The 22,936-nt window shown below is 36.4% G+C and carries 31 protein-coding genes; 9 read left to right on the forward strand and 22 right to left on the reverse strand.

Translation table 11 applies throughout. The features are described 5' to 3' along the window. The first annotated feature begins 97 nt into the window (after positions 1-97). Positions 98-1,558 carry a hypothetical protein gene (locus NMAR_RS07105; RefSeq protein WP_012215711.1) on the forward strand — a complete coding sequence of 487 codons (1,461 nt, stop codon included), beginning with the start codon at positions 98-100 and terminating at the stop codon, positions 1,556-1,558. A 208-nt stretch (positions 1,559-1,766) separates the two neighbouring features. Further along, entirely contained in the window at positions 1,767-2,651 is an 885-nt protein-coding gene (locus NMAR_RS07110; RefSeq protein ID WP_012215712.1) for a hypothetical protein, read from the forward strand. Between the two features lie 76 nt (positions 2,652-2,727). Here NMAR_RS07110 and NMAR_RS07115 read toward each other — a convergent pair whose 3' ends face one another. Continuing rightward, positions 2,728-2,991, reverse strand: a complete 264-nt coding sequence (locus tag NMAR_RS07115) for a hypothetical protein (protein WP_148680191.1) — start codon at positions 2,989-2,991, stop codon at positions 2,728-2,730. Positions 2,992-3,157: 166 nt separating this feature from the next. Here NMAR_RS07115 and NMAR_RS07120 point away from each other — a divergent pair, with 166 nt between their 5' ends. After that, entirely contained in the window at positions 3,158-3,967 is an 810-nt protein-coding gene (locus NMAR_RS07120) for a ParB/RepB/Spo0J family partition protein (RefSeq protein WP_012215714.1), read from the forward strand. A 109-nt stretch (positions 3,968-4,076) separates the two neighbouring features. Here NMAR_RS07120 and NMAR_RS07125 read toward each other — a convergent pair whose 3' ends face one another. After that, positions 4,077-4,514 (reverse strand): universal stress protein, encoded by a 438-nt coding sequence (locus tag NMAR_RS07125; protein ID WP_012215715.1) that lies wholly within the window; start codon positions 4,512-4,514, stop codon positions 4,077-4,079. A 135-nt stretch (positions 4,515-4,649) separates the two neighbouring features. On the opposite strand from NMAR_RS07125, the gene NMAR_RS07130 reads away from it, so the two are divergent. Beyond that, positions 4,650-5,081, forward strand: a complete 432-nt coding sequence (locus NMAR_RS07130; RefSeq protein ID WP_148680192.1) for a hypothetical protein — start codon at positions 4,650-4,652, stop codon at positions 5,079-5,081. Between the two features lie 49 nt (positions 5,082-5,130). Further along, on the forward strand, positions 5,131-5,571 hold the full coding sequence (locus tag NMAR_RS07135; RefSeq protein WP_148680193.1) for a universal stress protein: 441 nt from the start codon (positions 5,131-5,133) through the stop codon (positions 5,569-5,571). 104 nt (positions 5,572-5,675) lie between these two features. Here the strand turns inward: NMAR_RS07135 and NMAR_RS07140 are convergent, their stop codons facing one another. The 8 genes from NMAR_RS07140 to NMAR_RS07175 form a co-directional block, all read right to left on the reverse strand. After that, positions 5,676-6,503: a mechanosensitive ion channel family protein gene (locus NMAR_RS07140; RefSeq protein ID WP_012215718.1), complete on the reverse strand. Its 828-nt coding sequence runs from the start codon at positions 6,501-6,503 to the stop codon at positions 5,676-5,678. After that, positions 6,503-7,234 carry a DUF432 domain-containing protein gene (locus tag NMAR_RS07145; protein ID WP_187146526.1) on the reverse strand — a complete coding sequence of 244 codons (732 nt, stop codon included), beginning with the start codon at positions 7,232-7,234 and terminating at the stop codon, positions 6,503-6,505. Before NMAR_RS07145 ends, NMAR_RS07140 begins: the two co-directional genes overlap by 1 nt. A 74-nt stretch (positions 7,235-7,308) precedes the next feature. Continuing rightward, positions 7,309-7,779, reverse strand: a complete 471-nt coding sequence (locus tag NMAR_RS07150) for a mechanosensitive ion channel domain-containing protein (protein ID WP_148680194.1) — start codon at positions 7,777-7,779, stop codon at positions 7,309-7,311. Between the two features lie 3 nt (positions 7,780-7,782). Continuing rightward, positions 7,783-8,034: a hypothetical protein gene (locus NMAR_RS07155; protein WP_148680195.1), complete on the reverse strand. Its 252-nt coding sequence runs from the start codon at positions 8,032-8,034 to the stop codon at positions 7,783-7,785. A gap of 246 nt (positions 8,035-8,280) precedes the next feature. After that, positions 8,281-9,078 (reverse strand): helix-turn-helix transcriptional regulator, encoded by a 798-nt coding sequence (locus NMAR_RS07165; RefSeq protein ID WP_012215721.1) that lies wholly within the window; start codon positions 9,076-9,078, stop codon positions 8,281-8,283. A gap of 52 nt (positions 9,079-9,130) precedes the next feature. Beyond that, entirely contained in the window at positions 9,131-9,292 is a 162-nt protein-coding gene (locus NMAR_RS09800) for a hypothetical protein (RefSeq protein WP_187146527.1), read from the reverse strand. Positions 9,293-9,295: 3 nt separating this feature from the next. Then, on the reverse strand, positions 9,296-9,535 hold the full coding sequence (locus NMAR_RS07170; RefSeq protein ID WP_148680197.1) for a hypothetical protein: 240 nt from the start codon (positions 9,533-9,535) through the stop codon (positions 9,296-9,298). A 280-nt stretch (positions 9,536-9,815) separates the two neighbouring features. After that, entirely contained in the window at positions 9,816-10,706 is an 891-nt protein-coding gene (locus NMAR_RS07175) for a transcription initiation factor IIB (protein ID WP_148680198.1), read from the reverse strand. Positions 10,707-11,102: 396 nt separating this feature from the next. On the opposite strand from NMAR_RS07175, the gene NMAR_RS07180 reads away from it, so the two are divergent. Together NMAR_RS07180 and NMAR_RS07185 are read left to right on the forward strand one after the other, a co-directional pair. Beyond that, positions 11,103-12,032, forward strand: a complete 930-nt coding sequence (locus NMAR_RS07180) for a transcription initiation factor IIB (RefSeq protein WP_012215724.1) — start codon at positions 11,103-11,105, stop codon at positions 12,030-12,032. A gap of 1 nt (position 12,033) precedes the next feature. Next, entirely contained in the window at positions 12,034-12,225 is a 192-nt protein-coding gene (locus NMAR_RS07185; protein ID WP_148680199.1) for a hypothetical protein, read from the forward strand. Here the strand turns inward: NMAR_RS07185 and NMAR_RS07190 are convergent. The 6 genes from NMAR_RS07190 to NMAR_RS07215 are packed head-to-tail and all read right to left on the reverse strand — an operon-like array spanning position 12,222 to position 16,218. Further along, positions 12,222-12,719 carry a mechanosensitive ion channel domain-containing protein gene (locus NMAR_RS07190; protein WP_012215725.1) on the reverse strand — a complete coding sequence of 166 codons (498 nt, stop codon included), beginning with the start codon at positions 12,717-12,719 and terminating at the stop codon, positions 12,222-12,224. The genes NMAR_RS07185 and NMAR_RS07190 overlap by 4 nt on opposite strands. A gap of 24 nt (positions 12,720-12,743) precedes the next feature. Further along, complete coding sequence (gene thpD / locus NMAR_RS07195; RefSeq protein ID WP_012215726.1) at positions 12,744-13,658, reverse strand: ectoine hydroxylase; 915 nt, start codon at positions 13,656-13,658, stop codon at positions 12,744-12,746. A 1-nt stretch (position 13,659) separates the two neighbouring features. Then, entirely contained in the window at positions 13,660-14,046 is a 387-nt protein-coding gene (locus tag NMAR_RS07200; RefSeq protein ID WP_012215727.1) for an ectoine synthase, read from the reverse strand. Beyond that, on the reverse strand, positions 14,043-15,338 hold the full coding sequence (ectB, locus tag NMAR_RS07205; RefSeq protein ID WP_012215728.1) for a diaminobutyrate--2-oxoglutarate transaminase: 1,296 nt from the start codon (positions 15,336-15,338) through the stop codon (positions 14,043-14,045). Before ectB ends, NMAR_RS07200 begins: the two co-directional genes overlap by 4 nt. Then, positions 15,335-15,838 (reverse strand): diaminobutyrate acetyltransferase, encoded by a 504-nt coding sequence (ectA, locus tag NMAR_RS07210; RefSeq protein WP_012215729.1) that lies wholly within the window; start codon positions 15,836-15,838, stop codon positions 15,335-15,337. Before ectA ends, ectB begins: the two co-directional genes overlap by 4 nt. Positions 15,839-15,840: 2 nt before the next feature. Beyond that, on the reverse strand, positions 15,841-16,218 hold the full coding sequence (locus NMAR_RS07215; protein WP_012215730.1) for a hypothetical protein: 378 nt from the start codon (positions 16,216-16,218) through the stop codon (positions 15,841-15,843). Positions 16,219-16,343: 125 nt separating this feature from the next. Here NMAR_RS07215 and NMAR_RS07220 point away from each other — a divergent pair, with 125 nt between their 5' ends. After that, entirely contained in the window at positions 16,344-16,658 is a 315-nt protein-coding gene (locus NMAR_RS07220) for a translation initiation factor eIF-1A (RefSeq protein WP_012215731.1), read from the forward strand. A 97-nt stretch (positions 16,659-16,755) separates the two neighbouring features. On the opposite strand, the gene NMAR_RS07225 is transcribed toward NMAR_RS07220, so the two are convergent. After that, positions 16,756-18,480: a cache domain-containing protein gene (locus NMAR_RS07225; protein ID WP_012215732.1), complete on the reverse strand. Its 1,725-nt coding sequence runs from the start codon at positions 18,478-18,480 to the stop codon at positions 16,756-16,758. Positions 18,481-18,592: 112 nt separating this feature from the next. Here NMAR_RS07225 and NMAR_RS07230 point away from each other — a divergent pair, with 112 nt between their 5' ends. Then, positions 18,593-18,943 (forward strand): DUF6659 family protein, encoded by a 351-nt coding sequence (locus tag NMAR_RS07230; RefSeq protein ID WP_012215733.1) that lies wholly within the window; start codon positions 18,593-18,595, stop codon positions 18,941-18,943. Here the strand turns inward: NMAR_RS07230 and NMAR_RS07235 are convergent. The 5 genes from NMAR_RS07235 to NMAR_RS07255 all read right to left on the reverse strand — a co-directional run bounded on the left by NMAR_RS07235 (position 18,932) and on the right by NMAR_RS07255 (position 22,735). After that, entirely contained in the window at positions 18,932-19,312 is a 381-nt protein-coding gene (locus tag NMAR_RS07235; protein ID WP_012215734.1) for a hypothetical protein, read from the reverse strand. The two genes, NMAR_RS07230 and NMAR_RS07235, sit on opposite strands and share 12 nt — an antisense overlap. A 460-nt stretch (positions 19,313-19,772) precedes the next feature. Beyond that, positions 19,773-20,573 carry a helix-turn-helix transcriptional regulator gene (locus NMAR_RS07240; protein WP_012215735.1) on the reverse strand — a complete coding sequence of 267 codons (801 nt, stop codon included), beginning with the start codon at positions 20,571-20,573 and terminating at the stop codon, positions 19,773-19,775. Positions 20,574-20,640: 67 nt separating this feature from the next. Next, on the reverse strand, positions 20,641-21,183 hold the full coding sequence (locus NMAR_RS07245; protein WP_012215736.1) for a hemerythrin domain-containing protein: 543 nt from the start codon (positions 21,181-21,183) through the stop codon (positions 20,641-20,643). A 10-nt stretch (positions 21,184-21,193) separates the two neighbouring features. Next, a complete protein-coding gene (locus NMAR_RS07250; RefSeq protein ID WP_012215737.1) occupies positions 21,194-22,528 on the reverse strand; it encodes a multicopper oxidase domain-containing protein in 1,335 nt (444 codons plus the stop codon). Positions 22,529-22,537: 9 nt separating this feature from the next. Continuing rightward, positions 22,538-22,735: a hypothetical protein gene (locus tag NMAR_RS07255; protein WP_148680200.1), complete on the reverse strand. Its 198-nt coding sequence runs from the start codon at positions 22,733-22,735 to the stop codon at positions 22,538-22,540. Positions 22,736-22,936 lie beyond the last annotated feature (201 nt).

Below are 22,936 nucleotides of genomic sequence, written 5' to 3' on the forward strand. Positions count from 1 at the left end.
CGACATATTGAATAAAATTTTGCATGAGCTCTTTTTATTTTTGAAATCGAATCTTGCACCATAAAGTAATTTTAATACAGAGCATATTTCAGAACAAATGAATAGCATTAGATTGTTTTCAATATCTAGTGTAACAGCAATTTTTTTGTTGCTTTCTTTGTCCGTGTTTGTTCCCGTGTTAGGAGAAATTGCACCGCCAAACAAACAGATGAAATTAGGAGTACTTGCCGAGGATGTAATTTGCAAGGAAGGATTACAGCTAATGATTAGAAGCAGTGGAAATGCCATATGTGTAAAAGATTCTTCTACAACTCGCCTAGCTGACTCTGGTTCTGCAATAGTTGTCCCAAACAATCCAATTCCTCTCATAGAAAAACAAACAGAGGAATCTGAAAATACAGTGCAAGATGAAATTACTCAAAAGGCTGAAAAAACCATAGTAATTGAGCCTACAAACGTAGGTTACTTTCCTGGCGATACAATTGATTTTTCAGGCAAGGCAAGAGGTAACCAGAATCTTGAGATAACCTTGATTGATCCTAACGAAAAAGAGGTTTTCACGGAGGTTTTTGAATTGGACTCTTCTGGTAATGTGAGCTTCCAAATAGTAACTGAGACTTTTTTTGTAGAGGGACGTTACTTTCTGATTGCAGAACAAAGTGATGACTCTGAAATAACACCTGTAACTATTGGACATAATTCTAATGACATTCAATTGGTAGTGGATGATTTTTACAACAAATTAGATTCCGAATTATTAATTGAGATGTATAGTGATCCTCTGTCCACAGTAGAGTTGGCAGTGTATGATTATGCAGAACATGAAAAATTTAGATCTGACATCACCGTCAATTCAAATGGCTATGCGGAAACTACCATAGATCTGAGCGGATACAAGTCAGGAGTTTACTCTGCAGTGCTAACACATGGAACCGAAGATGTTGATGTAGATTTTGCAGTGGGTCTAAAAACAGGTTCCACCTTACCAATAACACTCAGTGTCACCAAAGAACACTATGTTCCTAATGAACGGGTTCTAATTTTTGGAACAGCAAGTAGTAATTCTGCAGTTACATTAGATGTGATAAATCCTGATGGTGATCTTGTTCACGAGATTGAATCATACTCTGATGCATCTGGAAAAATTTCAACCATGTTTAATCTTCCTACAAGTGCAGCTACAGGAGAATGGAAGATAGCAACTACAGGAAGATCCATAGTTAACGAAGCCACTTTTCATGTAACCGGAAATGATCCCCCATTGTCTTTTGAGATAGACAAGGTAGAGCCATACGAGACAGGAGATGTTTTAACATTGGTGGGAAGTGGCGTAGACACCGTATCTAAAATTGCAATTAGCATCACATCAGGTGAAGTAATAGAAAAATTCGAGGTGTTTGCTACAGAAGACGGGGATTTCTCTTTAAGTTGGAGCATTCCTGAGGATTTAGAGTCAGGAACACATACCATTACTGTTGATGACAACATTACAACAGTTACCAAAAACTTTGAGGTCATTAACCCTCTCTATGAGAAAAGTTATTTTACATCTCCATGATTTTCTCTTGCACTGATTCTTTTAATCAAACACAACCAGCAATGTAATCAATTCAATCAGAATTTTACAAGTATTGAAATCTTTTAAGGTATGATTAACTAGTTGCTATTTTTTTAATACAATCATCAATCTGACTCTACTAATTTCAGATGAATTGATCATTTTTTTGAATATTCCAAATTAACTTTATTTTTATAAAATCAATTTCATGTTAAAAATTACATCTACAGTATTGCTCTCATGCATGATTGCAATATCAATGACTAGCATATCATGGGCTGAAGAAAATTTCATGCTGACAATCAGCAGTTTGTCTGAATATGAGGAAGGCCAACATTCAATCATTAATGGCAAAACAGAAACATTGGACGGCAAGCCGGTATCTGAAGTAACAATTCATGTGTACTTTCCATCTGAAATCATTAAAACATCTACAAACGCTACCGGACAATTTTCGGTAACGTCTCCACTGCCAGTCAAAGTTGGAGAAAAAGACATTGAAGTATATGCTCGAAAAGACAACAAACAGGCAAATTCACAAATTACATACAATGTAATTGAAAGCAAGCCGATAATCATTCAGGAAGCAAAACAGACTAAGCCAGAATCAAAGAAACCAAAAGAGATAGATCCTTTCTCAAAAATGATTCAAGAGCTTGAAAAACAAAAGGCAGAGAAAATAGAAAGAGAGACAAGCATCAAAGAACAGCAGGAAATCAGCGAGAAAAGAAGACTGGCGCAAAAAGACCTACAAAACGATCTGACAGAGTCTGAAAAAAGAAACGAGGTAAACAGTCCTCGAAATGTCTTCTACAGATTCATACAAGAAGTAGATAGTTCTGTCAGAGGAATATTCTGGCAACAATTCTTGTTTACAGAAAGGATTACTCAGCAGGCACATGAAGCCAAAGAAATGGCACTAAAAGACGGAAGAACGTCATTTGAAGCCATGAAAATCTTTCAAAACGAGGCTGCAGTAACCCAACAAGAAGTTATGGAATTTAACAAGAATCTGAGCATGCAATATGGAAACGCCACAGAAAGCATTCAAAACATGTTTGATGAGAATGGGAAACTTCCTAGGGAAGACTAGCATTTGAGAACAATTTTTTCATTTAGTCCAATTGCAAATCAAGTTTGAATACAAAAAAATGAGAATTGAATCTCAGCTACTTTGTTTGAGAAGCTCGTTTTTGTGCTTTCTTGTAGTCTGCTTTCTTTTTTCTTGCAGTTTTTTCAGCAGTTCTTAGTGCTTTTTTCAAACTTTTGATCTTGTTGTTTGCTTTTTGTAGATCTCGTTTTCTTTTGTTTGCTACTAGTGTTGCTCTGCGTTTTGCCTTGCTGACAGGCTTTGAACGTCTTACAGTCTTCTTAGATTTAGAAGCAGTTTTTCTAGTAGAACGTCGTTTGGTAGCACGTTTCTTTGTTGCCATAAAGTAATGACAAAACATGTTAACTAAATAGAGGACATATCAGATAATTTTGAAGCAAACTCAACTTTTTTGAATCCTTTTCATGCAAATTTGTTGAAATAATTAGAGTCATAATTGTTTTCAATAAACCGATCATTACATTAAAGATGAATCCGATAAAACAGCAGTGAGAAAATACAAGCCTACAATTTCTTACAGACTAAAGGAAATACCAATTAAACAGATCAAAGTGTGGAAGGAAGCACAAGCTCGCAAGCTAGACAGAGAAAACATTTCAGAACTTGCAAAATCAATTAAAAATGAAGGGTTGCTAAATCCTCCCCTAGTTCAAAAAGAAGGCAAAAACACTTTTTTGTTAATGTCAGGGCAGCGAAGGCTTGCCGCAATGAAGAGACTTGGCGCAAAAAAAATCCCAGTACATGTGCTCACAAAGCAGACATCATATAATCTAGAGAACGCAAAGGCAGCATCAGTTGTTGAAAACATACACAGAAACGACATGAATCACAAAGAAATTGCAGATTCTTGCAAATTTTTGACAGAGCAGATGGGAAAATCAGCTGCTGCAAGATCTATGGGCATGTCATTGCCAACCCTGAACAAGTATCTTGGATTTTCAGGCGTTCCAAACAGACTAAAGCTACTGGTACCAAAAGTTCTTTCGCGCGACGAGATGACAAAAGTATATCGAATCATACCAAACATTACAAAAGCAGAAAAAATAGCACAAAGAATCTCAAAGCTAGACTCGGGGTTGAAAAAGAAATACATCCAAGCGTTATCCCAATCACCAAAATCATCGCATCAAAAATTGCTAAAGCGTGCAAAATCAATGCGTATAAAACGGAATTTGTCATTTAAGATCTCAAAAACAAATGCAAAAAGACTTGCAACAGTATCAAACAAAAAGGACATGTCACCTGATGAATTTGCAGGAAAAATCATTTCAGACTATCTAAAACGTAAAAGAAGATAATAAGAAAGAGGAATTAGTTTTTAGTCTTCACAATATTTTGCAGGCCTTCCAAATTTATCACTACAAAGCTCACATGGGTCATCCAGATGACACTCTGGCAAATAACAGCTCATTGTATCCTCAACAAAGAACAATTAAGATTCCTTGAAATTTTGTCAACAACACTCTGGTGAATCTCAGTAGTATTGATGTTCTCAGACGGATTCATAACCACCAGGTCAACGTCACTTTTGTTTGCATAATCTATAATGTATTGATGGGGATCATCCTCTATTTTTTCTATTTTTGTTGCAACATTAGCACCATACTTTTTTGCAATTTCTCTAAATTTAGAAGCCTCGTTTTCAGCGATATTTACATCTCTTGCGGCATCTATCTTGTCTTGTTTTGTTTTAAAGAACATGAATTTTGGAATCTTTTTTTCCACACATTGCAAAATTGTGATTTTTCCTCCAAGATTTCCCGCAATTTTTGACGCAGTAGTAATGGACTTGAGGCCTTTTTCAGAATTGTCAAAGGGTACCAAAATATGCTTGAATTCAGTCATGATTTTTGTTGTGGGACAATATTGATTAGTAGTCCTAAGCTTATTAGCTGAATTTCAATATCAGAGCTTACTGCCAGTTATTAGATACAAAATCCTAGAATGTAATGCAGATAAACAATTTTTCACATTACAATAATGAATATAAAAAATCCACGAATTAAACCAGGACACGTGTTACGCGTGCCTAAAAAAAGAAAGGTGAGAGTCAATCCGTTAGGAATTGACAAAAAACGATTAGTAAAGAATCATGGAAGCCCTAAGATCACAAACATATCCAAACAAAGAAAAAACAAGCAGAATCAGAACAAAAAGCATTCAAACATAAGAGAAAAAATTAAAGATGAAAAACAGATCTTATTAAAAGATTCTGAAAAACTAAAACAAAATCTCAAGAAGCTGCAAACTCTTGTAATCTCCATGTCAGGATTAGAAAAACTGAGCAAAGACTCGATTAGAAGAATACAGCAAAAGCGTCAAAAAATATGTAAAGAAAATGAAAGACTGTTCAAAAAAATCAATTCATCTGCCAAGCGACTCTCAGAACTTGAAACAAAATTTGGCCGTTAAGTAATTTTTTTTCTCCAAGTATTAAATAGAATCATCATAAATTATGTTCATGGTAATAAAAATCAAAAAAATTCTAGTTCCATACGATGCAACACCTAGTAGCGAAAAGGCTGTCAAAAAAGTGCTGCCTCTAATTGAGAAGCATGACTCAAAGATTCTATTTTTATCGTGTGTACATGACAAGGCGACATTTGGATTCTTTAAGACAAAGTCTGATAAACGCGAGATTGCCAAGGAAAAGAAAAAAGCTGAGAGACATCATGAAAGGCTGAAAAAAGAAGCAGCAAAATTTGGCATTCCTTCAAGCTCAAAGATAATCAAGAGTGATTTGGAATCAAAATCAATCATTGAATATGCAAAAGATCAAAACGCGGATTTAATTGTGATGAGTAAATCAAAAATCGGAACACATGCTGAAAAAATGTACTACAACAGTACAGTTGATGCCGTTTTCAAAAAAACGCCATGTCCCTTTCTATACATCCCATAAGCGATTGTAACTTGGACATCCCACAAAGGGATACTTTTAGCTGTTTGGAATTCAGGCCAAAATCTCATCAGGATTATTCCATCACAAAGAACATATTTTAAAAATTAATTCTTGTTGTGAATTTCTACGACTCTTTGAGGAAATGGAATTTCTATACCGTTCTCATCAAGAGTAGTTTTTACTACCTCACACAATTCCGGATAGACTTTGCCCCAGTGATCCCTGTGATGCCAGACCATAACTTGTAAATTCACACTGCTGTCTGCAAGCTCTGTAACATGTATTTCCGGCTCGGGTTTTGCCAAAATATAGGGCATTTTTTCATTCAAAGTTTGTTTCAATTTGGAAATTGCCTTCTTGGTATTTGCAGAATAGCTGATTCCTACTGAGACAGATGTACGTCTTGCATTTGTTGAAGAAAATCCTCGAATTCTTGACGTGAATACTTTGTCATTTGGAATTCGCATTGTTGTTCCATCAAACTTTCTGACCATTGTGGAGAACATTGTAATGTCCAATACAGTTCCAAGCACATCCATGTCTGGAATTTCTATTGTATCGCCATGCTTGAGTGGCTTTTCTATCATTAAGAATATGCCTGAAATTAAGTTGGATACGACTGATTGTGTGGCAAATCCAATGACCACTCCAAAAATACCTCCTGCCACCAATAGACCGCTAAGATCTATTCCTGTGCTTGTCATTACACCTGCAAAGGAGAGCAAAATTATACCATAGTACAGCAATTTCCCAATATTTTTTGATGTATGCTCGGGCAATTTTGATGCAAATTTCTTTGTAAAAACGGATTTTGAGATTGACGCGATTGTAAATCCTGCCAACAAAAAAACCAATGACGTAGCTACTAGACCCAGTCCAATCGTGTTTCCCAATATGTCAAATGAGTATTGGTCAAGAAATTCCAGCACCATTAATCATACCCCGAATCCATTACAAATGGTTGTGATTTTTCTGGAACTGTACGCAATGATTTCTCTAGATTATCAGAACAAGGACTGACGGTAAGAGTTGCATGTTTCTCATCATTTATCTCCATAGAAATAGAGTCGACAATGATTTTGTTATTTGAATAGTACACGTTTTGAGAAGATGCATCAAATACTATTTTTCCGACTTTGACTGCATGATCCAAGTTGTTTTTTATTTTGACATTTACTACTGCGTGATGGTATGGCTTGATTTTTTCTTTGTCATCAATCTTGGAATACTTACAAAAATCCCCGTCAGTTGGCAATCCATAAAGTGCAAATTTTGATAACAGAGGATCACATGAAAAAGAATCTACCAGTACATCCTCTTTAGGAGTCTTTGCAAAGACGCCTATCTCAATTGGACACTTTAGTGATATCTCTGCACTTACAGATTTTCCAACAAGTATCGGGTTTTGAAGATCCAAATACAGCAACGAGGTTATCGGTTCAGGTACATTTAGGGGCAGCATAGGACAAATGTGAATTTTTACATCATCCCCCACATCCAATGCATGTCTGATATGTGAATCCGAAGATATTCGCATGTATTGAAATTGATTCGTATTTGTTTTTGATATTTGAATTTCATTGTTGGCAAATGTCAAACTTAATGGTTCGTCAACATCATGTGTTCCAAAATTTGCATAGTCAAACTCTGACTGATACTTCATCAAACTGTGCATGAGTTTGCTTGTGTTCTACTTGTAATAATACCTCTTAAGCTGGTATGTTGAATTTACACATATTAGCTTACGTGACGCTTTTTTGGGAAAATTTCCACCATCTCTTCGCTTAGCTTGTGATTTGGGATTATGATTTTACTGCCGTCATTTGTCACAGCAACTACCTTTGTCAGATGCAAACCGGTAATTTGGCACCGAACATAATCAAACTCTATTTTATCCCCTACGTTAATTTGAGGATTAAGGAATATTCCTATTCCTGAAATGATGTTTTTTAATTGATTTTGTAATGCAATTCCTATCACTACTGCGGCTGCCCCAATTGACGTGATTACCTCAAGGGCTAGATCAAAAAGTCCAAAAGTAGTTCCAAGATATATTGCCTCCCCCAGAGTAATGAAGATTAGCAGCATTCCCAGCAATTTGTCTGAGCCTTGCAGATCTTGTAGTTTGTTATTGATGACTTGTCTTGTAATGAAATATAGCACTGCAGTTATGGCTAGTGATATTACTGCTAAGTAAATGTCAGACAATTCTCAATACAACATATCCTCTTCAAAGAATTCCAGGATGCTGTCTTTGATTACAATGTCAGAATTCTTCTTAAAACTAAATGACTCTGTATAGTTTGCTTTTATGATTGACAGTTCCACTGAAGCTCCATCTTCTAATGAGGTGTAATTAGGTGGCAGTAATTTGTCGATTCGTTTCCATTTACCCACCAGCTTGCATGTGTCAAAAAGCTTCTGGCTCTTGATTCTCTTATGTGTTTGTGTTTTTGCGCTCAAGACTTAACTCCTCTTTTGTTTTGAGAATCTTTTTTTGTACTCTTGCATCAACAATATTGGAAACGGGGTATACTCTACGTTTTCATAAAATATCTTTAACTGCTCGTTTGAAAGTTTTTTTAAATAATTCTTGATGTTCTCTTCACATGAAAGATAAGACATGTTTGGATCAAACAGCTTGTCCATAGGATAACAAGGAATCTTTTAGAATATAGCATGTCGTAAGCTAAATGAGATATTTTCAGCTTATTCTTTTAATTTAAACTCCTTGAATGCATCTGATATGTTCCAATAGTGTTTGAAATAATCCAGACACCACTCTCTAAATGCCTCATCCTGACTGTAGAACATGGAACGCAGGTCTGGTTTTCCACTCAAATCAGGAAACATCAATCCTGCAGAATGCTCGTTTAGAATTACAGACACCTGAACTGTTTTTAGCATCCTTCTTTCGATCTTTCCGGATTCCAGCAATGGATAAAAGCCGGATTTCTCCAAGAGTTTCTTGCGCCCTGCAGGAATTGACGCATTCTCAGAGATGATATGACGGTACTTTACGCCACGCTTTACACGTCTTATCATCAATTCAATCAGATCCAAGGGAGTTTCTGACAATATGTTGAAGATATACTCATCAGACGTCCTGTAGATTTTCTTCCATGTTTCAAGCACCTTGGATACGCCTACAATTTCCTTTGAATTGCTAAGATCACCTATGCGTCGCAGGAATTTTGGAGGAATGTTTCCAAAGTCATGAGTTTGCAGATATTTCTTGTTTTGAGACAAATATGAAAATGAGTGTATCTGAGTGCTAATTGATCTTCCAAAAGTTGTAAGTGTGTAGAAATTGTTCTCTTGTTTTCTTATCAGTCCAGAGTTGACCATGCGTTCAAAATTTCTGTGTATTTCCTGGGGCGATACATTGTATTTTTTTGCCAACGTAGTAAGTCTTGATGGTTTTTGAATCAAATCAAATAAAATTTTTAATCTAATTTCGCTGGCAAGTTCTAAAAATTCTGCAGATGTGTATTCAAAGTCTACCATGATAAAAAGAGGAAACGTCTTCTTTAAAGTGCTTGTGATGATCTTAAATTCACTATAACAGTTCGTCTAACTGGCCTTTTTTAGCCATGTCTAAAACAAATGATTGAATTTTAGTAATACCGCATCGTGGAAACTGTTTTGTGTCGTTGTTCTGGTTTTTTACAATTATAGCATCATCAAGAATATAGATGTCAAGTCTAGACTTTCCAAACATTTTCTAAATCACTGTAGATGGTGCATCATGTAATGTAATAACGCTACGTACATTTCTCATAGGACGGATAATGGATAGAACTAGTTTGTGTAGTTTGTCATGCGGTAGTTCAGTTTTTACAATACAATCATATGCGCCATGGACAGGTGTCGCTTCCTCTACACCAGAAAGTTGTTGGATAGAATTTGCAACTTCAATGTTCTTGTTGACCGCACATGTAAGAAGCAAATACGATGTATCCATACCTTTTTTGAGCAAGAATCATTATTATTGTTTCATAAGCTTAAGTGTTGATTTTCAAGTGTTTTGTTGAATGGGGATTATAGGTGATGCCAGCGTAATGTAAGCATGACAAAAAATAGGGATTTGGAGGAATACGAAAGAAAAAGACTCGAGAAATGGAAGATTGGCAGAAAAAACTATCCATAGAATTCTTTAGGCAAGATTTGCAACATCAGTTCCATGGGCTAAGATCTAATCAAGTATTACGATGTAACACATTTCAGAGGTATTGATGTTTTACTTAGATCATTTGTTTGAGACCTTTGCATCTGTTTCTGACAGTAACCTCTGTGATTCCCGCTGCATCTGCAATTTCTTTTTGAGTCCTAAATTCCTCCAAATCTATTGACGCCAGGTATAATGCAGAGGCAGCCAGTCCCATAGGATGCTTCCCTGCAGACATGTTTTGTTTTTCTGCCTTTTTTAGAATTTTTATGGCATATCTTTTTGTTTTCTCAGACAGTTCTGCATTGCTTGCAATTTTTGCAATACAGGAGACAGAGTCAATTACGGGCATTTTAAGGTCTAACTCTTTGAATATGAGCCGGTATGTTGCAGAGATTTCTTTGCGTTTAATTCCTATGGATGCTGCAACTTCTCGGAGTGTCCTGGGAGCTTCTGATTCACGGCATGCGGCATAAAGACAAGCTGCAACAAGAGATGCAATAGAACGCCCCTTGACCAGTTTTTTCTCCAGTGCCTTTCTATAGATGTACGATGCTTTTTCAGCAATTGCGTCAGACAAGGACAATTTTTCTTTCATTTTTGACAATTCCAGCAGTGCTTGTTGCAAATTTCTGTCATCATTGGTCTTTATGCGACTTCGATTATCCCATTTCCGGAGTCGTGTCATGGATGATTTCATTGACGCAGACAAGGGACTTCCAGCAGAATCTTTGTCAAAGGGGTTAATCACAGTGCTAAGTCCCCTGTCATGTCTTGTCAAAGATGTCTTGTCGCCAGTATGGGATTTATCGGTAGTTGAATTTGCAAATGCTCTTTCGGGTCTGCGGTCATTAGTTTTCTCTTCAACCACAATACCGCAATTTGAACAAAATATTTCTGACGATTCAACATCAGTGACTAGCGCGTTTTTTCCACATCTAGGACATTTGATTTCTTGTGAACTCATGATATGATCAAAAAACCTTCCCGACGACATTGGGATTTGAAAATTTGTGTGCTCGTATGATCTTACCTATTGCCAATTCTTTCATGTTGGCAAAATATTATCACCTTACATGTTATAAAACCATCGATAAAAATATCTGTGAATTATTAATGCAATAATTTTTAAACAAACTTTGTAATACTGTTATTACGATTTTGATGCAAGGAGCTAGAATATTACCCAAGACACACTCTCTTTGCATCAATCTCGATTCAATTTAAAAAATACATCAATGAAATTTATGAGATACGTGCATATTGGAAAAAATTTCAATAATGCATAACATTTCAGCTAATAACTTGATTTTCAGCTCAAAACGGTATGAAGTATAATATGATTTGATGGGAAATTAAACGTATGAAGCAAGTTCTGGAATATTGTTTTAAGAACAACCACACATCTCCGATTACAGACATCACTACAGGTGAGATTTGCTGCAGTGATTGTGGTACAGTTATTGTTGAAAAAACTATTGACCGTTCAAACGGTTTACCTGCCAATACAAAAGAAGATTTTATGAATAGAACTCAATACGGCCCTCCAACTAAAATTGCAATCTCAGACATGTCAAAGACATCAATGATTTCAAAGAAAAACCAGGATTCTGCAGGACAAAAACTGCACAGTGATGCAAAAAGGCATTTTTCACGACTAAGATTGTGGGATTCACGCAGCAAGTCTGACAGAGCCGAAAGAAATCTTGTAAAAGCATTTTCAATACTAGACGCATATGCAAGTAATTTGGGCATTCCAGAAAACGCAAAAGAACATGCAGCATATATCTACAGAAAGGCACTGGAGAAGAACCTCATAAGAGGAAGCTCAATTCATACAATGGTAGCAGGCTCTGTTTATGTGACATGCAAGCAACTTGGAATTCCGAGAAGTGCAGACGATACAACAAGAGTGTCCAACATCAGCAGAAGAAGGTTGTCAAAAGCATACAAACGTCTTGTAAAAAATCTGGACCTGAAAATTGATCCTTCAGAAACAGATTTTGTGACGCAGGTTGCCAACTCATTGTCTGTCAGTGAAAAAACAAAACGGCTTGCAATAAAAATAATCAACGATGTCAAAAAAGAAAAAATACATGTAGGAAAAAGACCTCTTGGGATTACGGCTGCAGCTGTGTATCTTTCTGCAATAAATTATGACGAGCCAAAGTCCATGGCAAAAATTTCAAAGGTAACCAACATAAGCACAGTTACAATTAGAAAAATAATAAAACTAGTAAGACCATTTGCTGCCAAATACATCAAAAGCATTGATGTTGGAATAACACAGTAAGATGTCTCAAAATGAATTTGAAAAAATAAAAAGATACGAAAGTTTGCAGGACGAATACAAGAATCTCCTTTCAGAATACGAAGAGCTTAAAACAAGCAATCCTTACAATTTGCAGTTAACAAATAAAATTGTCGAACTTACCGCAAAACAGAAAGAAATTGAAACATCTTTGTCAGAACTCAAAGAAATCTAGTTTTTATTTTCTAGATTAATCGTAGAGGGTTTTTGTTCTTTGCGAGAAATTGAAACAAGAACCTCGTCAAATTTTTTATTTGGAATCCAGATTCTTTTTTTATCTTCATCAATCTCAATTATTGTTTTTGTCAAACCCAGCTTGAGAATAGTTCCTTTGCGATTTTCTATTTCAATCTTGGAACCGACATGAATGTTTGTGCTTAATGCTATGCTTATGCCAGATGCGGCATTTTGTAATTTGTTGAGATACACAAATGCTGCAAAAATCAGTATTGCACTAAGGGACGTTACAGTCTCCAAGGCATACGTTAGAAGATCAAAATTTATTGAAAGATAGATTCCCTCTGCAATAACTATTAACAATATAATGACGACTAGTGCCTTGTAGGATCCTTCTAGCTTTTTGAACTTGTAAAAATCAACAAGTTTTGCAGATGCAATGGCAACAACAGTAACTAGAATTGATATTATTGCATGGATTTCTAAAGCCATTTTCTTCTCACATGCGTTTCAAGTTTAGTTTAGAAAGTTTTCTATAGGATCCAATACAGAAAACTCTCTGGATCCAATGTAGTTGGGGCGAGGTTCCAATCCACAAAATGGTGTGATTAGTTTATTGTGAATACTATTGAATACAATAAACGCGTTGCTTCGCGGATAAGGGGAAATATTTCCATTAGAGCCATGCATGATATTGCAGTCAAAGAATATTGCAGAGCCTGCATCACCTTTGGCAGATACAATTCCTCCTTTTTCTACCATATCCTCAAGGATTTTCTTGTCAGGAGTACCTATCTCTTGTCTTTTTAGGGATTGTTTGTAGTGTTTGTCAGGAGTTGTACCAGAACACGAGACAAATTCTTTGTGAGATCCTGGAATGACCATCAGAGGACCGTTAAACTCATAGTTTTTTGTAAGACTGACAGAGCACGAGACAGCACGCATGTTTGGCATGCCATCCTCAGAGTGCCACGTCTCAAAGTCCGAATGCCAGTAGAACTCTTTTCCATCAAATCCAGGTTTCAGATTAACTCGGGATTGATGTACGTACACTTTGCTTCCTAAAAGCTGCTGAGCCACATCTACAAGTCTACTGTCTTTGCAAAGTCTGCTAAAAATCTCACTTAGTTTATGTATTTCAAATATGGAACGTACATCTTTTTTTGTTTCCTCCAAGATGAATTGAGGCAGTTCTTTTTTAGAGTCATCTTTTGACAATGCCTTTAGTTCATCAAGTAATGCAGTCACCTCATCTATAGAAAACAGATTCTCAAATACAAGATATCCGTTTTTCTCAAAAAAATCCTCTTGTTTCCTAGTCAAAGAGGTTAAAGAACTTGGATATACCACAGGATCAGTCCTTGGGATAATTTTTGATTCAGAATTCATTCTTGTTGGATAAAAATCCATTTCAGTGTTATTTTGATACATTTTACTTCTCCGTTAATAATGGATACACTCCTTGGGTATCATGAGTTTCAGGACCCACAAGTGGAGGATTAAAGACGCATATCATCTTCATTTCTGAAAATGCGCGTAGTACATGCTTGTCATGTTTGTCTAATGCATAAATTGTTCCTGGATGAATTTCATGTCTAGTCCCGTCTTCTTCTTCAATTTCGCCGACTCCTTCCAGACAAAACACAGCTTCGAGGTGATGCTTGTACCAAATCTTTGTTTCTGTTTTGGGAAAAACAGTTGTCTGGTGAAACGAAAATCCCATCCCATCATCTTTTAGCAACAGTCTTGTGCTAGACCAATTATCAGAAGTGACTTTTCTTTCTGCATCATGCAACGAGTCAATGTTACGGACAATCATTTTTGCACAGTCACCATAGTCAATTTTTTATCAAAATCAGATTCTTGCATAACTTCTTTGATGCTTTTTTCCAAAATATCCAACCCCTTTGTCAGATTGCTTTCGGAAATGGTCAGAGGTGGAAGAAGTTTTACAACCTGATCATCAGGACCGCATGTCTCCAATATCAGACCGTTTTCAAAGCATTTTTGTTTAATTTCGCTAGCCAAATCTTCTAGTATGCAATCAATACCATACACCATTCCCTTCCCCCTAACCTGAATATCTGAAGAAGGAAATTCATCGGATATTTCCTCTAACCTATGTTTTAGAATATTAGATTTTGTGGCAATTTGTTTTTCAAGATCATCATTTGCCCAGTATTGCTCAATGGCAGTTTTTGCAGTAACAAAAGCCATATTGTTTCCCCTAAACGTGCCATTGTGTTCACCAGGCTCCCATTTGTCTATGCCAGGCTTTAACAGCAGTAATGAAAATGGCAATCCAAAACCACTAAGTGATTTTGACAAGGTTATCATGTCTGGCTCTATCCCCATCCCTTCAAAGCTGAAAAAGCTTCCAGTTCTTCCACAGCCGACTTGGATGTCATCAACTATCACCAAAATTCCAAATTCTTTGCACAGTTCTTGTAATGATTGAAGCCATTTTGAGCTTGCAATATTAATTCCACCCTCACCTTGAACAGTTTCTAAGACTACAGCTGCAGGAAGATCAACTCCGCTGCTGTTGTCTTCTAGTAAGCGTCTAAGATAATCAATTGTGTTTAGTTTCTTTCCCATGTAACCATCATACGGCATAAACACGACATCATTTAGAGGAATTCCAGAACCACCTCTATGATGACTGTTTCCCGTAGCTGCAAGCGCTCCCAGCGTTACGCCGTGAAAGCCGTTTGTAAAAGAAATTATTTTTGTTCTGCCAGTAATTTTTCTTGCAATTTTAAATGCCGCCTCTACAGCATTAGTGCCAGTAGGGCCAGTAAATTGTAATTTGTAATCCAAATTTCTTGGCTCCAAAATGTATTTTGAAAATGAATTCAAGAAATCTTCTTTTGATCTTGTTGCAAGATCCAAACTATGGGTGATGCCATCTTCGTTCAGATAATCAATGATTTCTTTTTTGAGTATGTGGTTGTTGTGTCCATAATTCAATGACCCAGCACCGCAAAGAAAGTCAAAATATTTTTTTCCGTCTTTGTCAATTAAGAGATGATCTTTTGCTTTTTCAAACATTACAGGATATGCCCTACAGTAGGATCTCACCTGAGATTCAATTGTGTTGATTTGTTTCATGCGGTAACCTCCAAAAGACTTTTTTGAATAGGACCAATCCTTACTAGATCTTCTTGCTCGTGGCCATCACCCAACACATCTGATGAAAACAACGGAGTCTTTACAAAATCAGCATCCAGTTGTGCTGCAAAGTTTTGTAAAAATTTCAAAGATGCCTTGTTAGAAGGAGTGACGGTAGCCTCTACAAATCTAACATCATAATCCGTTTGAGAAAATGCTTTAAAGACAAGCTCTTTTGCCACGCCCTTGTTTCTATACGAGTCATCTACTGCTGCCTGCCAGACAAAGAGGGTATCATGGTTTTTTGGAGAGATAAAGCCTGAAAGAAATCCAACAATTTTTGAATCATATTCTGCAACTACGCATGTTTTTGAAAATTGGTGGCACAAGAGCACATAGAGGTATTTAGAATTCTCGTCAAGAGGCTTGTTGTTTTGCACCAACTCCCAAATCTTGTTAGCGTCATCAACTCGAGGCTCTCTAAATGTAATAGAAGTCATGATCAAAGTATGATTTTTTGAGCGTTTCCTTGAGAGTTGATCTCATTTTCTTGAAATGTCTTGTCTACGGCATTACTTGCTTCAGGTGGAACACCAATTACAAACGGCAGGCGTTTGCCTTCAGAAGCACCACGTCCCATCATTAGTTTAGACAGGGTTAAGATTTTTTGTTTAGTTAAATCAGATGAGACTGTTTGAGAATCCGCCACGATTCCAATATGATACAGCTCTTTGTGAGGATTCCACCAGATCACATCAGGTGCCACACCTTCAACATCAGTAGGATTTTCAAAACCAGTACAGTTGGCTTGAATGACTTGTAATTCATCTTTTTCAAATATGTTGATTAAATTTTTTACCAGATATTCTGAAACACTCATCAAATATAATTTGGAGTAAAACAAGTTAATCTTTTGTAAGCTAATGTATGGAAATTAAATTTCAAAACATAATTTACTGTTTTTTCCATAAACAGTGTTAATTAAACTAGAGGACTGTTGCAAACATGGGAAAACGCCAAATAAAAAACGAAAGTGCTCTAAAAAAGATCAAACTTCCTGAAACACAGGAGGAGATGTTTGGCAGAGTTATCAAAATGATGGGCGGAGAAAATGTCATGGTAAAATGCTCTGACAACATAGCAAGAAGAGGAAGGATAAGAGGTAAGCTGAAAAGAAGGGTATGGATCAGAGACAACGACGTGGTAATCATTGCGCCTTGGGAATTTGGCAAGGAACAAAGAGGAGATATTTTATGGAGATATACATTGCCTCAAGTAGACTGGTTAAAACAAAACAAGTACATCCCGTTGGATTTTTAGAGAATTTACATTCATTTTACAAATAACAAGTTAATTTAACAAAAACTCTCACAACTGGAAAAAACGCAGTAATCGTCAGTTGTTAATTTTAAAATATTTAGAACTTGGAGGATACCACAAAAATAGTAAATTCCAAACCTTTGATTATACTTCTAGCAATTTTGGTAAATTCAAAACCAGATTCACTTGCCTTTTCATAGATAGAATGATCTACTACTACAGTATTAGGCAGTGCGTACTGATTAATCTTAAAGACAGCATTTACAGGCTCTCCAAAAATATCATCCAATTTTGAATCAGAGGTCTTAGATTCATTTACTGACCCAAATGCAGAGCTGATTCTATACGCTAGTCCAGGAAGGTTTTCAGAAGCTGTTTTCTCATTGAGTTCATGCTCTAGCTTTGTAATCTCTAGACAACAATTCAAAGTATTTGATAGAGATTCCAGATTATCAGCAGAGATTGGGAAGTAGAACAAGATTGCATCATCTATGATTTTGATTGGTATTCCTTCGTGTTTTTTGATAATTGGAAGAACAGACTCTGTAAAGATTTCAGTGTAGCGTTTTTTCTTATCATCAGAAAGATTTTGTGTCAACTTGAGTGACCCTACCAAGTCAACAAGACACACATATCCTTCTCTTTTTTGTTCAGAGAACTTTAAGAGAATATCTTGCTGTTGTTTGATAATATTTTCTCGTTTTCCAATTGCAGATATTGTCTCTTGCAAAGTCTTTGCCATGTTATCAAATGATGTAGATAATTCTTCAATCTCATCATTTGTCTGAATATTTGTTCTGACCTCAAAGTTGCCTGCAGATAGTTGTTTTGATGCATCACGTAATTTGATGATGGGTTTTGAGATTCTCTTTGAGAGAACAAATGTGACTATACTTGCAACAATTATGAGGCTAATTCCAACAATCACTATGTTAGTTTGTAGTTCAGTTATTGGTTTGAGTATGCCTGCTTCATCCACTTCTGTAAGCAAAACAAATCCTAAATCAGGTTTACAATAAGAGTATCCAAAAATATCCACATTCCTATAATCAGTATACTCTGATGCTTCTACATTGTTTCCGTTCTCAAAGCATTCTGAGACAGCAAACGTATCTACTTTTTGATTAAAAGGAGTGTTTTCCAGAAATATTGATTCTGAAATCATCATTCTGTTATGATTAACAAGGTACACTTCTCCTGTATCATGTAAGCCAAATCTATTCATCAAAATGTCGTCAAAAATCGAAGTTCCCATTGTTGCAATCATTACTGCTTCTTGCTTTCCAGAATCAGAATAAACGGGTAATGAGATTTTCATAATGCGCGATTTATCTAAAGATTGTACAAACTCTACAGTGGGTTCTGATACCTTGTAGTTTCCTTTAACATATTTCAGAGGGTCAACCTGCTCGTTTAATGAAAAAATGGGCTTTCCTCGCATGTTAATAATTTGAAGATCACGAATACCTGCTTCAAACTCATTTAACTGGAATGAGTGAAATTCATGGTGCAGTAGTGGGGTTTGCTCTTCTAAAGCCCTGTTAAAGGAAACATCATCCAACACAGGAATTAAAACATCAAATGAACTAACAAGGGATTCGTTTTGTGCAAAGTTTCCCAACTTGTCAATTCTTGATTCAATGATTGAGGCTATTGTATTTCCTCTAGTTTCAGATTCATCTTTGAGTGATTCTTTGAAATTTTCTTTGATAATTGAATCTGCAAAATTGTATGCCAGCCCAGTAGTTACTGCAATGGATGTTATGCTAATTGCAAGCACTAAAAAAATTAATTTTGTACTGATGCTTACAAATGAACCCATGTATCGTATGGAAGTTATGAGTATTTTAATTATGATTAATAATTTGGTATTTGTACCACATGTCAAACTTGCACGATCTATGTTTTAATAGAAATTTGAAGTAGAATGGTAAATGGATTACGAAAGGATTTGCAAGGATATTTTACATTTTGACTCTAAAATTCGATTTTGTGGGGTTACAAATGCAAAAAGTGAGTTAATTGCAAGCATTTCCAAAAATCCTGAAGAGAAATTTCTTAGCAAAGACGAAATGATGATGTCAATTCATTATACGCTGGATAGGTCTGAAAAGCATACCAATCTATCATACAAGATAGGTAATGAAAAATCAGCAGTGATTGAATATGATAAAGTTACAATGATTACTATTCCTCTTGAAAAAAAAGAATTATTGTTAATCAGTACTGAGCCAGAAGCAGACTATTACAAGATTATTGCTAAAGCAAGAGAATCACTTTCTTAACGATTTTTTTGTTTTATGTGCAACTTTTGTTCCCATTTTTACTGTCTTTAATTTTTTAATTATACTTATTCCTATTTTCAAAAACTTGAATGCAGAAAAAATTGGAATCAAGGTCAGCATTACAATGTCAATCCAGTATTTTTTTACAAATTTTTTTGGATCCCTTACCTTGTTATACTTGAAGTACAGATCAAACACCAACAAAATTATCAAAGGCCAAATCAGAAAATCAAAAAACTGTTTTGATTCATAAGGAAGAGATAGTATAGGCTCTGAAAGTCCAATTGTACTGTACTCAAATGAAACAATACCTGCAAAAAACATCAGCCCTATTGCAATTATTGCAAAATCAAGAATTTTGTAGATCATAGCATTGCAGAAAGTATAACAATCAATGCTGCTGAAATCAGATAGAATCCATAAAATGACTTTTTGTAACGCGGTCTGGCCAAAGCGAATTTTCTAGCAGAGTGTTTTGATTTTTTGAAAGAAAAGATACGAGAACATTGTGAGAAAAAAGACTCACAGCCGGTCTGGTCTAGGGAAGAATGTTCTCGCATGGTTTTGATATGCATAATGTGATCATATACCTTGGTCAGCTGTTTAGCTTACTTGTAGTGAGGACATCTTACCAGACTCTATGAGACTCTACAACTTATCACAAACATGAAAACACAACAAATCTCAAACTGGGATAAGATGGTTCACGCCCCATTCAAGAAGGTCGTAAAGTTTGATCTCATATGCATGGGAATGGGAGCAGTGATGGGAATGGGCGTAGGCGCCTACCTTGTTGCTAGCGGAATGTTCGTCTAGCAAAACTATTTTTTTATTCTTTTAGCTTGCTTTCCTGGAATACGTCAGAGCCATACCAGCAGTATCTGAAATAGTCAAGACACCATTCGTGAAACATTGGATCCTTTGAATAGAACATTTCAGTAATGTCAGACTCGCCCTCGTTGTCAGGAAACATGACACATGCCTCCTTTTCGTTTAGTACAAGCGATGTCTGTATGTTAGATATCATTTTTCTCTCAACTAGCCCTGCCTCAAGCAATTTGTCAAAGCCCAGTTTTTTCAATAACGCCTTTCTTCCTTTTGGAACTATTGTGGACTCTGAAAAGACATAGTTGAATTTTACGCCTTTCTTAACTTGCTTTACCAACGGCTCAATAATATCCAGAGGCACTTCTGCAATTACCTCGTAGACATACTCATCAGAATTCTTGTAGATATTTTTCCATTGCTCTATGACTTTTGATACGCCTTTGACATGAGTGCTCATTGCAAGCTGGCCGCAACGCATGTTGAATTTGTGTGGAAGATCACCAAAGTCATGGCCCTCAAAATATTTTCTGTTTTGTAAAAGAAATACCAGCGATGGCACTTGCGTGCAGATGCTCTTGCCAAACGTTGTCAGAGTGTACTTTCCGTCAAGAGTTTTTTTTACCAGTCCATTTTTTTCAAGACGTGCAAAATTTCGGTGCACTTCCTGTCTTGTTGAGTCGACTTCCTTGGCACATTCAGAAGGTGTTAAATTTTTACTTAGCAATTTGAATAAAATGTTCAGTCTCTGAGGACTTGCTAATTCCAGAACATAGTCTGCTGCCTCATCAATAAGATCTTCCATGTATGATCATCTGATATACACTAAAAAAACTAGTTGAAAATGAGCTTCAACTAAGACAGGAAACATTTTACTTTTGATACCACGGACAGGATTCCAGATAATCAATTTCCTTAATCATGTCCTCAACTTTTTTTACAACTGCAAAAATTGAGCGGTACTGCTCGTACATGTCTATCTCTTCTTGTTCTGAAAGTACTTTTTCTTCTGCATCATCAAAGAACTTGTTCTCTTTGTTTAGATGATCATTTAGAAATACTGCATATGTTTTGAGATACCTTGACACTGACTCTCGTGCATCTTCTCCTGCCTTCCATCGTTTCAAATGATGGTGAATTTTCTTTGCAACGTTTCTTCCAAACTCGTGCTCTACTAGAAATTTGTGAATCTCATCTTTTAGAGAATCATGACTTGCCACGCACGGAAAATAAGAGTCCTCTTCTCGGGAATGGTGAATTGTATCAACAAATTCAGATATTACAATGGTGATTTTTGTAAGATCAGAAAACGGAATGTCCTCCCCGTTTTTTAATTCCTCAGCACATTTGAAGACAATCTTTTCTAGTCTTCTTACCTGAATGTGATCTGCACGTAATTCATCTGTGGCGCTCATGATGATAAAGTCAGTTCACGCTAATTGTACCTTTCATCCAAGGATGCAAAGTACAGATGTAATCAAACTCTCCTGGATTGTCAAAGGAGTAGCTCCATGTATTTCCTGCCTGTATGAATCCAGAGTCAAATGAATTTTCATTGTCAGTTACAGTATGCACTACAGAGTCATCATTTGTCCACGTTACGGTAGTACCAGAGTCAACTTGTATTGCAATAGGATCATATGACTCTGTGATTTCAGGATTCCAGGAATCCTTTACAATTGATACCTTGTCAGCAGATACTTTTTCAGATGATATGGCAGCAGACTCTCCCAAGTTTTCATATGAGATTAGCTGTGGTTGCTCCAAAGTTCTGATTAGGTCTTCTTGCCACTCTACCATGGAATAGCTTCCCTTGTTGTTGCTTGGTCTTTGAACGTCTGATAATGATGATGCATCCTCAAGCACTTCAATCATTGCCATGGAGCCACGTTCCTCTTGTATTCCATGTACATGGAAGAGGTACATTCCAGGCTGTGTCCATGTAGCTTCAATTATTGCAGTGTCACCGTTTCCTATCAGATGTGTCTGTGCATAGTATGGCTCATTCCACAGTATTCCTGACGGGTACACCTTCATGATTGTGCTGTGAACATGGAACGGTGACTGTAAAACTCCCCCAATACCTACAACATAAAATCTGGTCAATTCTCCTGAAACAACTCGTATTGGATTATCCATGTACTGACCGGCATATCCATTAATTGGATAAAATTCAGTAAAATGCTCCAATGCGTTATTTGGATCAAATTCGCTTAAAGTAAAAAAGTATTCACGTGCAGGATCCATTGGACGTATTGCAGGATCAATTATCATGGTGCCAAACATGCCCATTCTAACATGCTCGGACGTAGGAAATGCATGACAGTGATACATGAACAGTCCTGCTTCTTCTGCTACAAAGTGATACGTGTATTCCTCTCCAGGCATTATCATTGGAAAGACTCCGTCATTTGCAGAATCATGGGTTCCATGAAAATGAATGGTATGTGCATATGGAGTATCATTTACAAATTTTACGGTAACGTCATCTCCCTCAGAGAATCTAAGCGTTGGTGCAGGAACCGTTCCATTGTACGTCCAAACCTTGGCCCTGACTCCAGGAGACACCTCAATTTCGGCATCTTGTGCAATCAAAGTATAAGACAGTGTTTGCGGATTTGGGTTTTTGAATTTTGGAAAAGTGTCAGACGAGTCTGCAACAGTTGTTTGAATCTCAGGGGACTGTAAGAGTATTGCAAATGCTATGCTAAATCCAATTATGATTCCTGCAACAATATAGATTGTATTTGGCTTTACCACGATGACTCACTACAGTCCCAATGTGAGAAGTACTACAGATATTGCAGAAAAAGCATAGAAAATGTAAAATGATTTTTTGTGACGTGGTAAGGATGATTTTGAATTGTTTGAAAATAGATTTGATAGTTTTTGCGGAAAATATGCAAGAACATTATGAATATCAGATTCATAATTTTCTTCTTGTCTAGGGAAGCAGTGCTCTTGCATGAGAAGTATACGCAACTGTAAATCATATACATTGGTAAGCTGCCAAGCTTACATGTAGTGAGATGTTTTTACAACAGGGGTTTTGACAAATGGCAAATCCAATCTCATAGTTTGCCAATGTTGTGGCAAGAAATTATTTTAGTTATGTTTTTGCAGATATTTGCGCAATATCACATTAATCACTGCAGAATAGCTGTAGGA

Origin of the sequence: Nitrosopumilus maritimus SCM1, from assembly GCF_000018465.1 — an archaeon.
In the GTDB taxonomy this organism is placed as follows: Archaea; Thermoproteota; Nitrososphaeria; order Nitrososphaerales; family Nitrosopumilaceae; genus Nitrosopumilus; species Nitrosopumilus maritimus.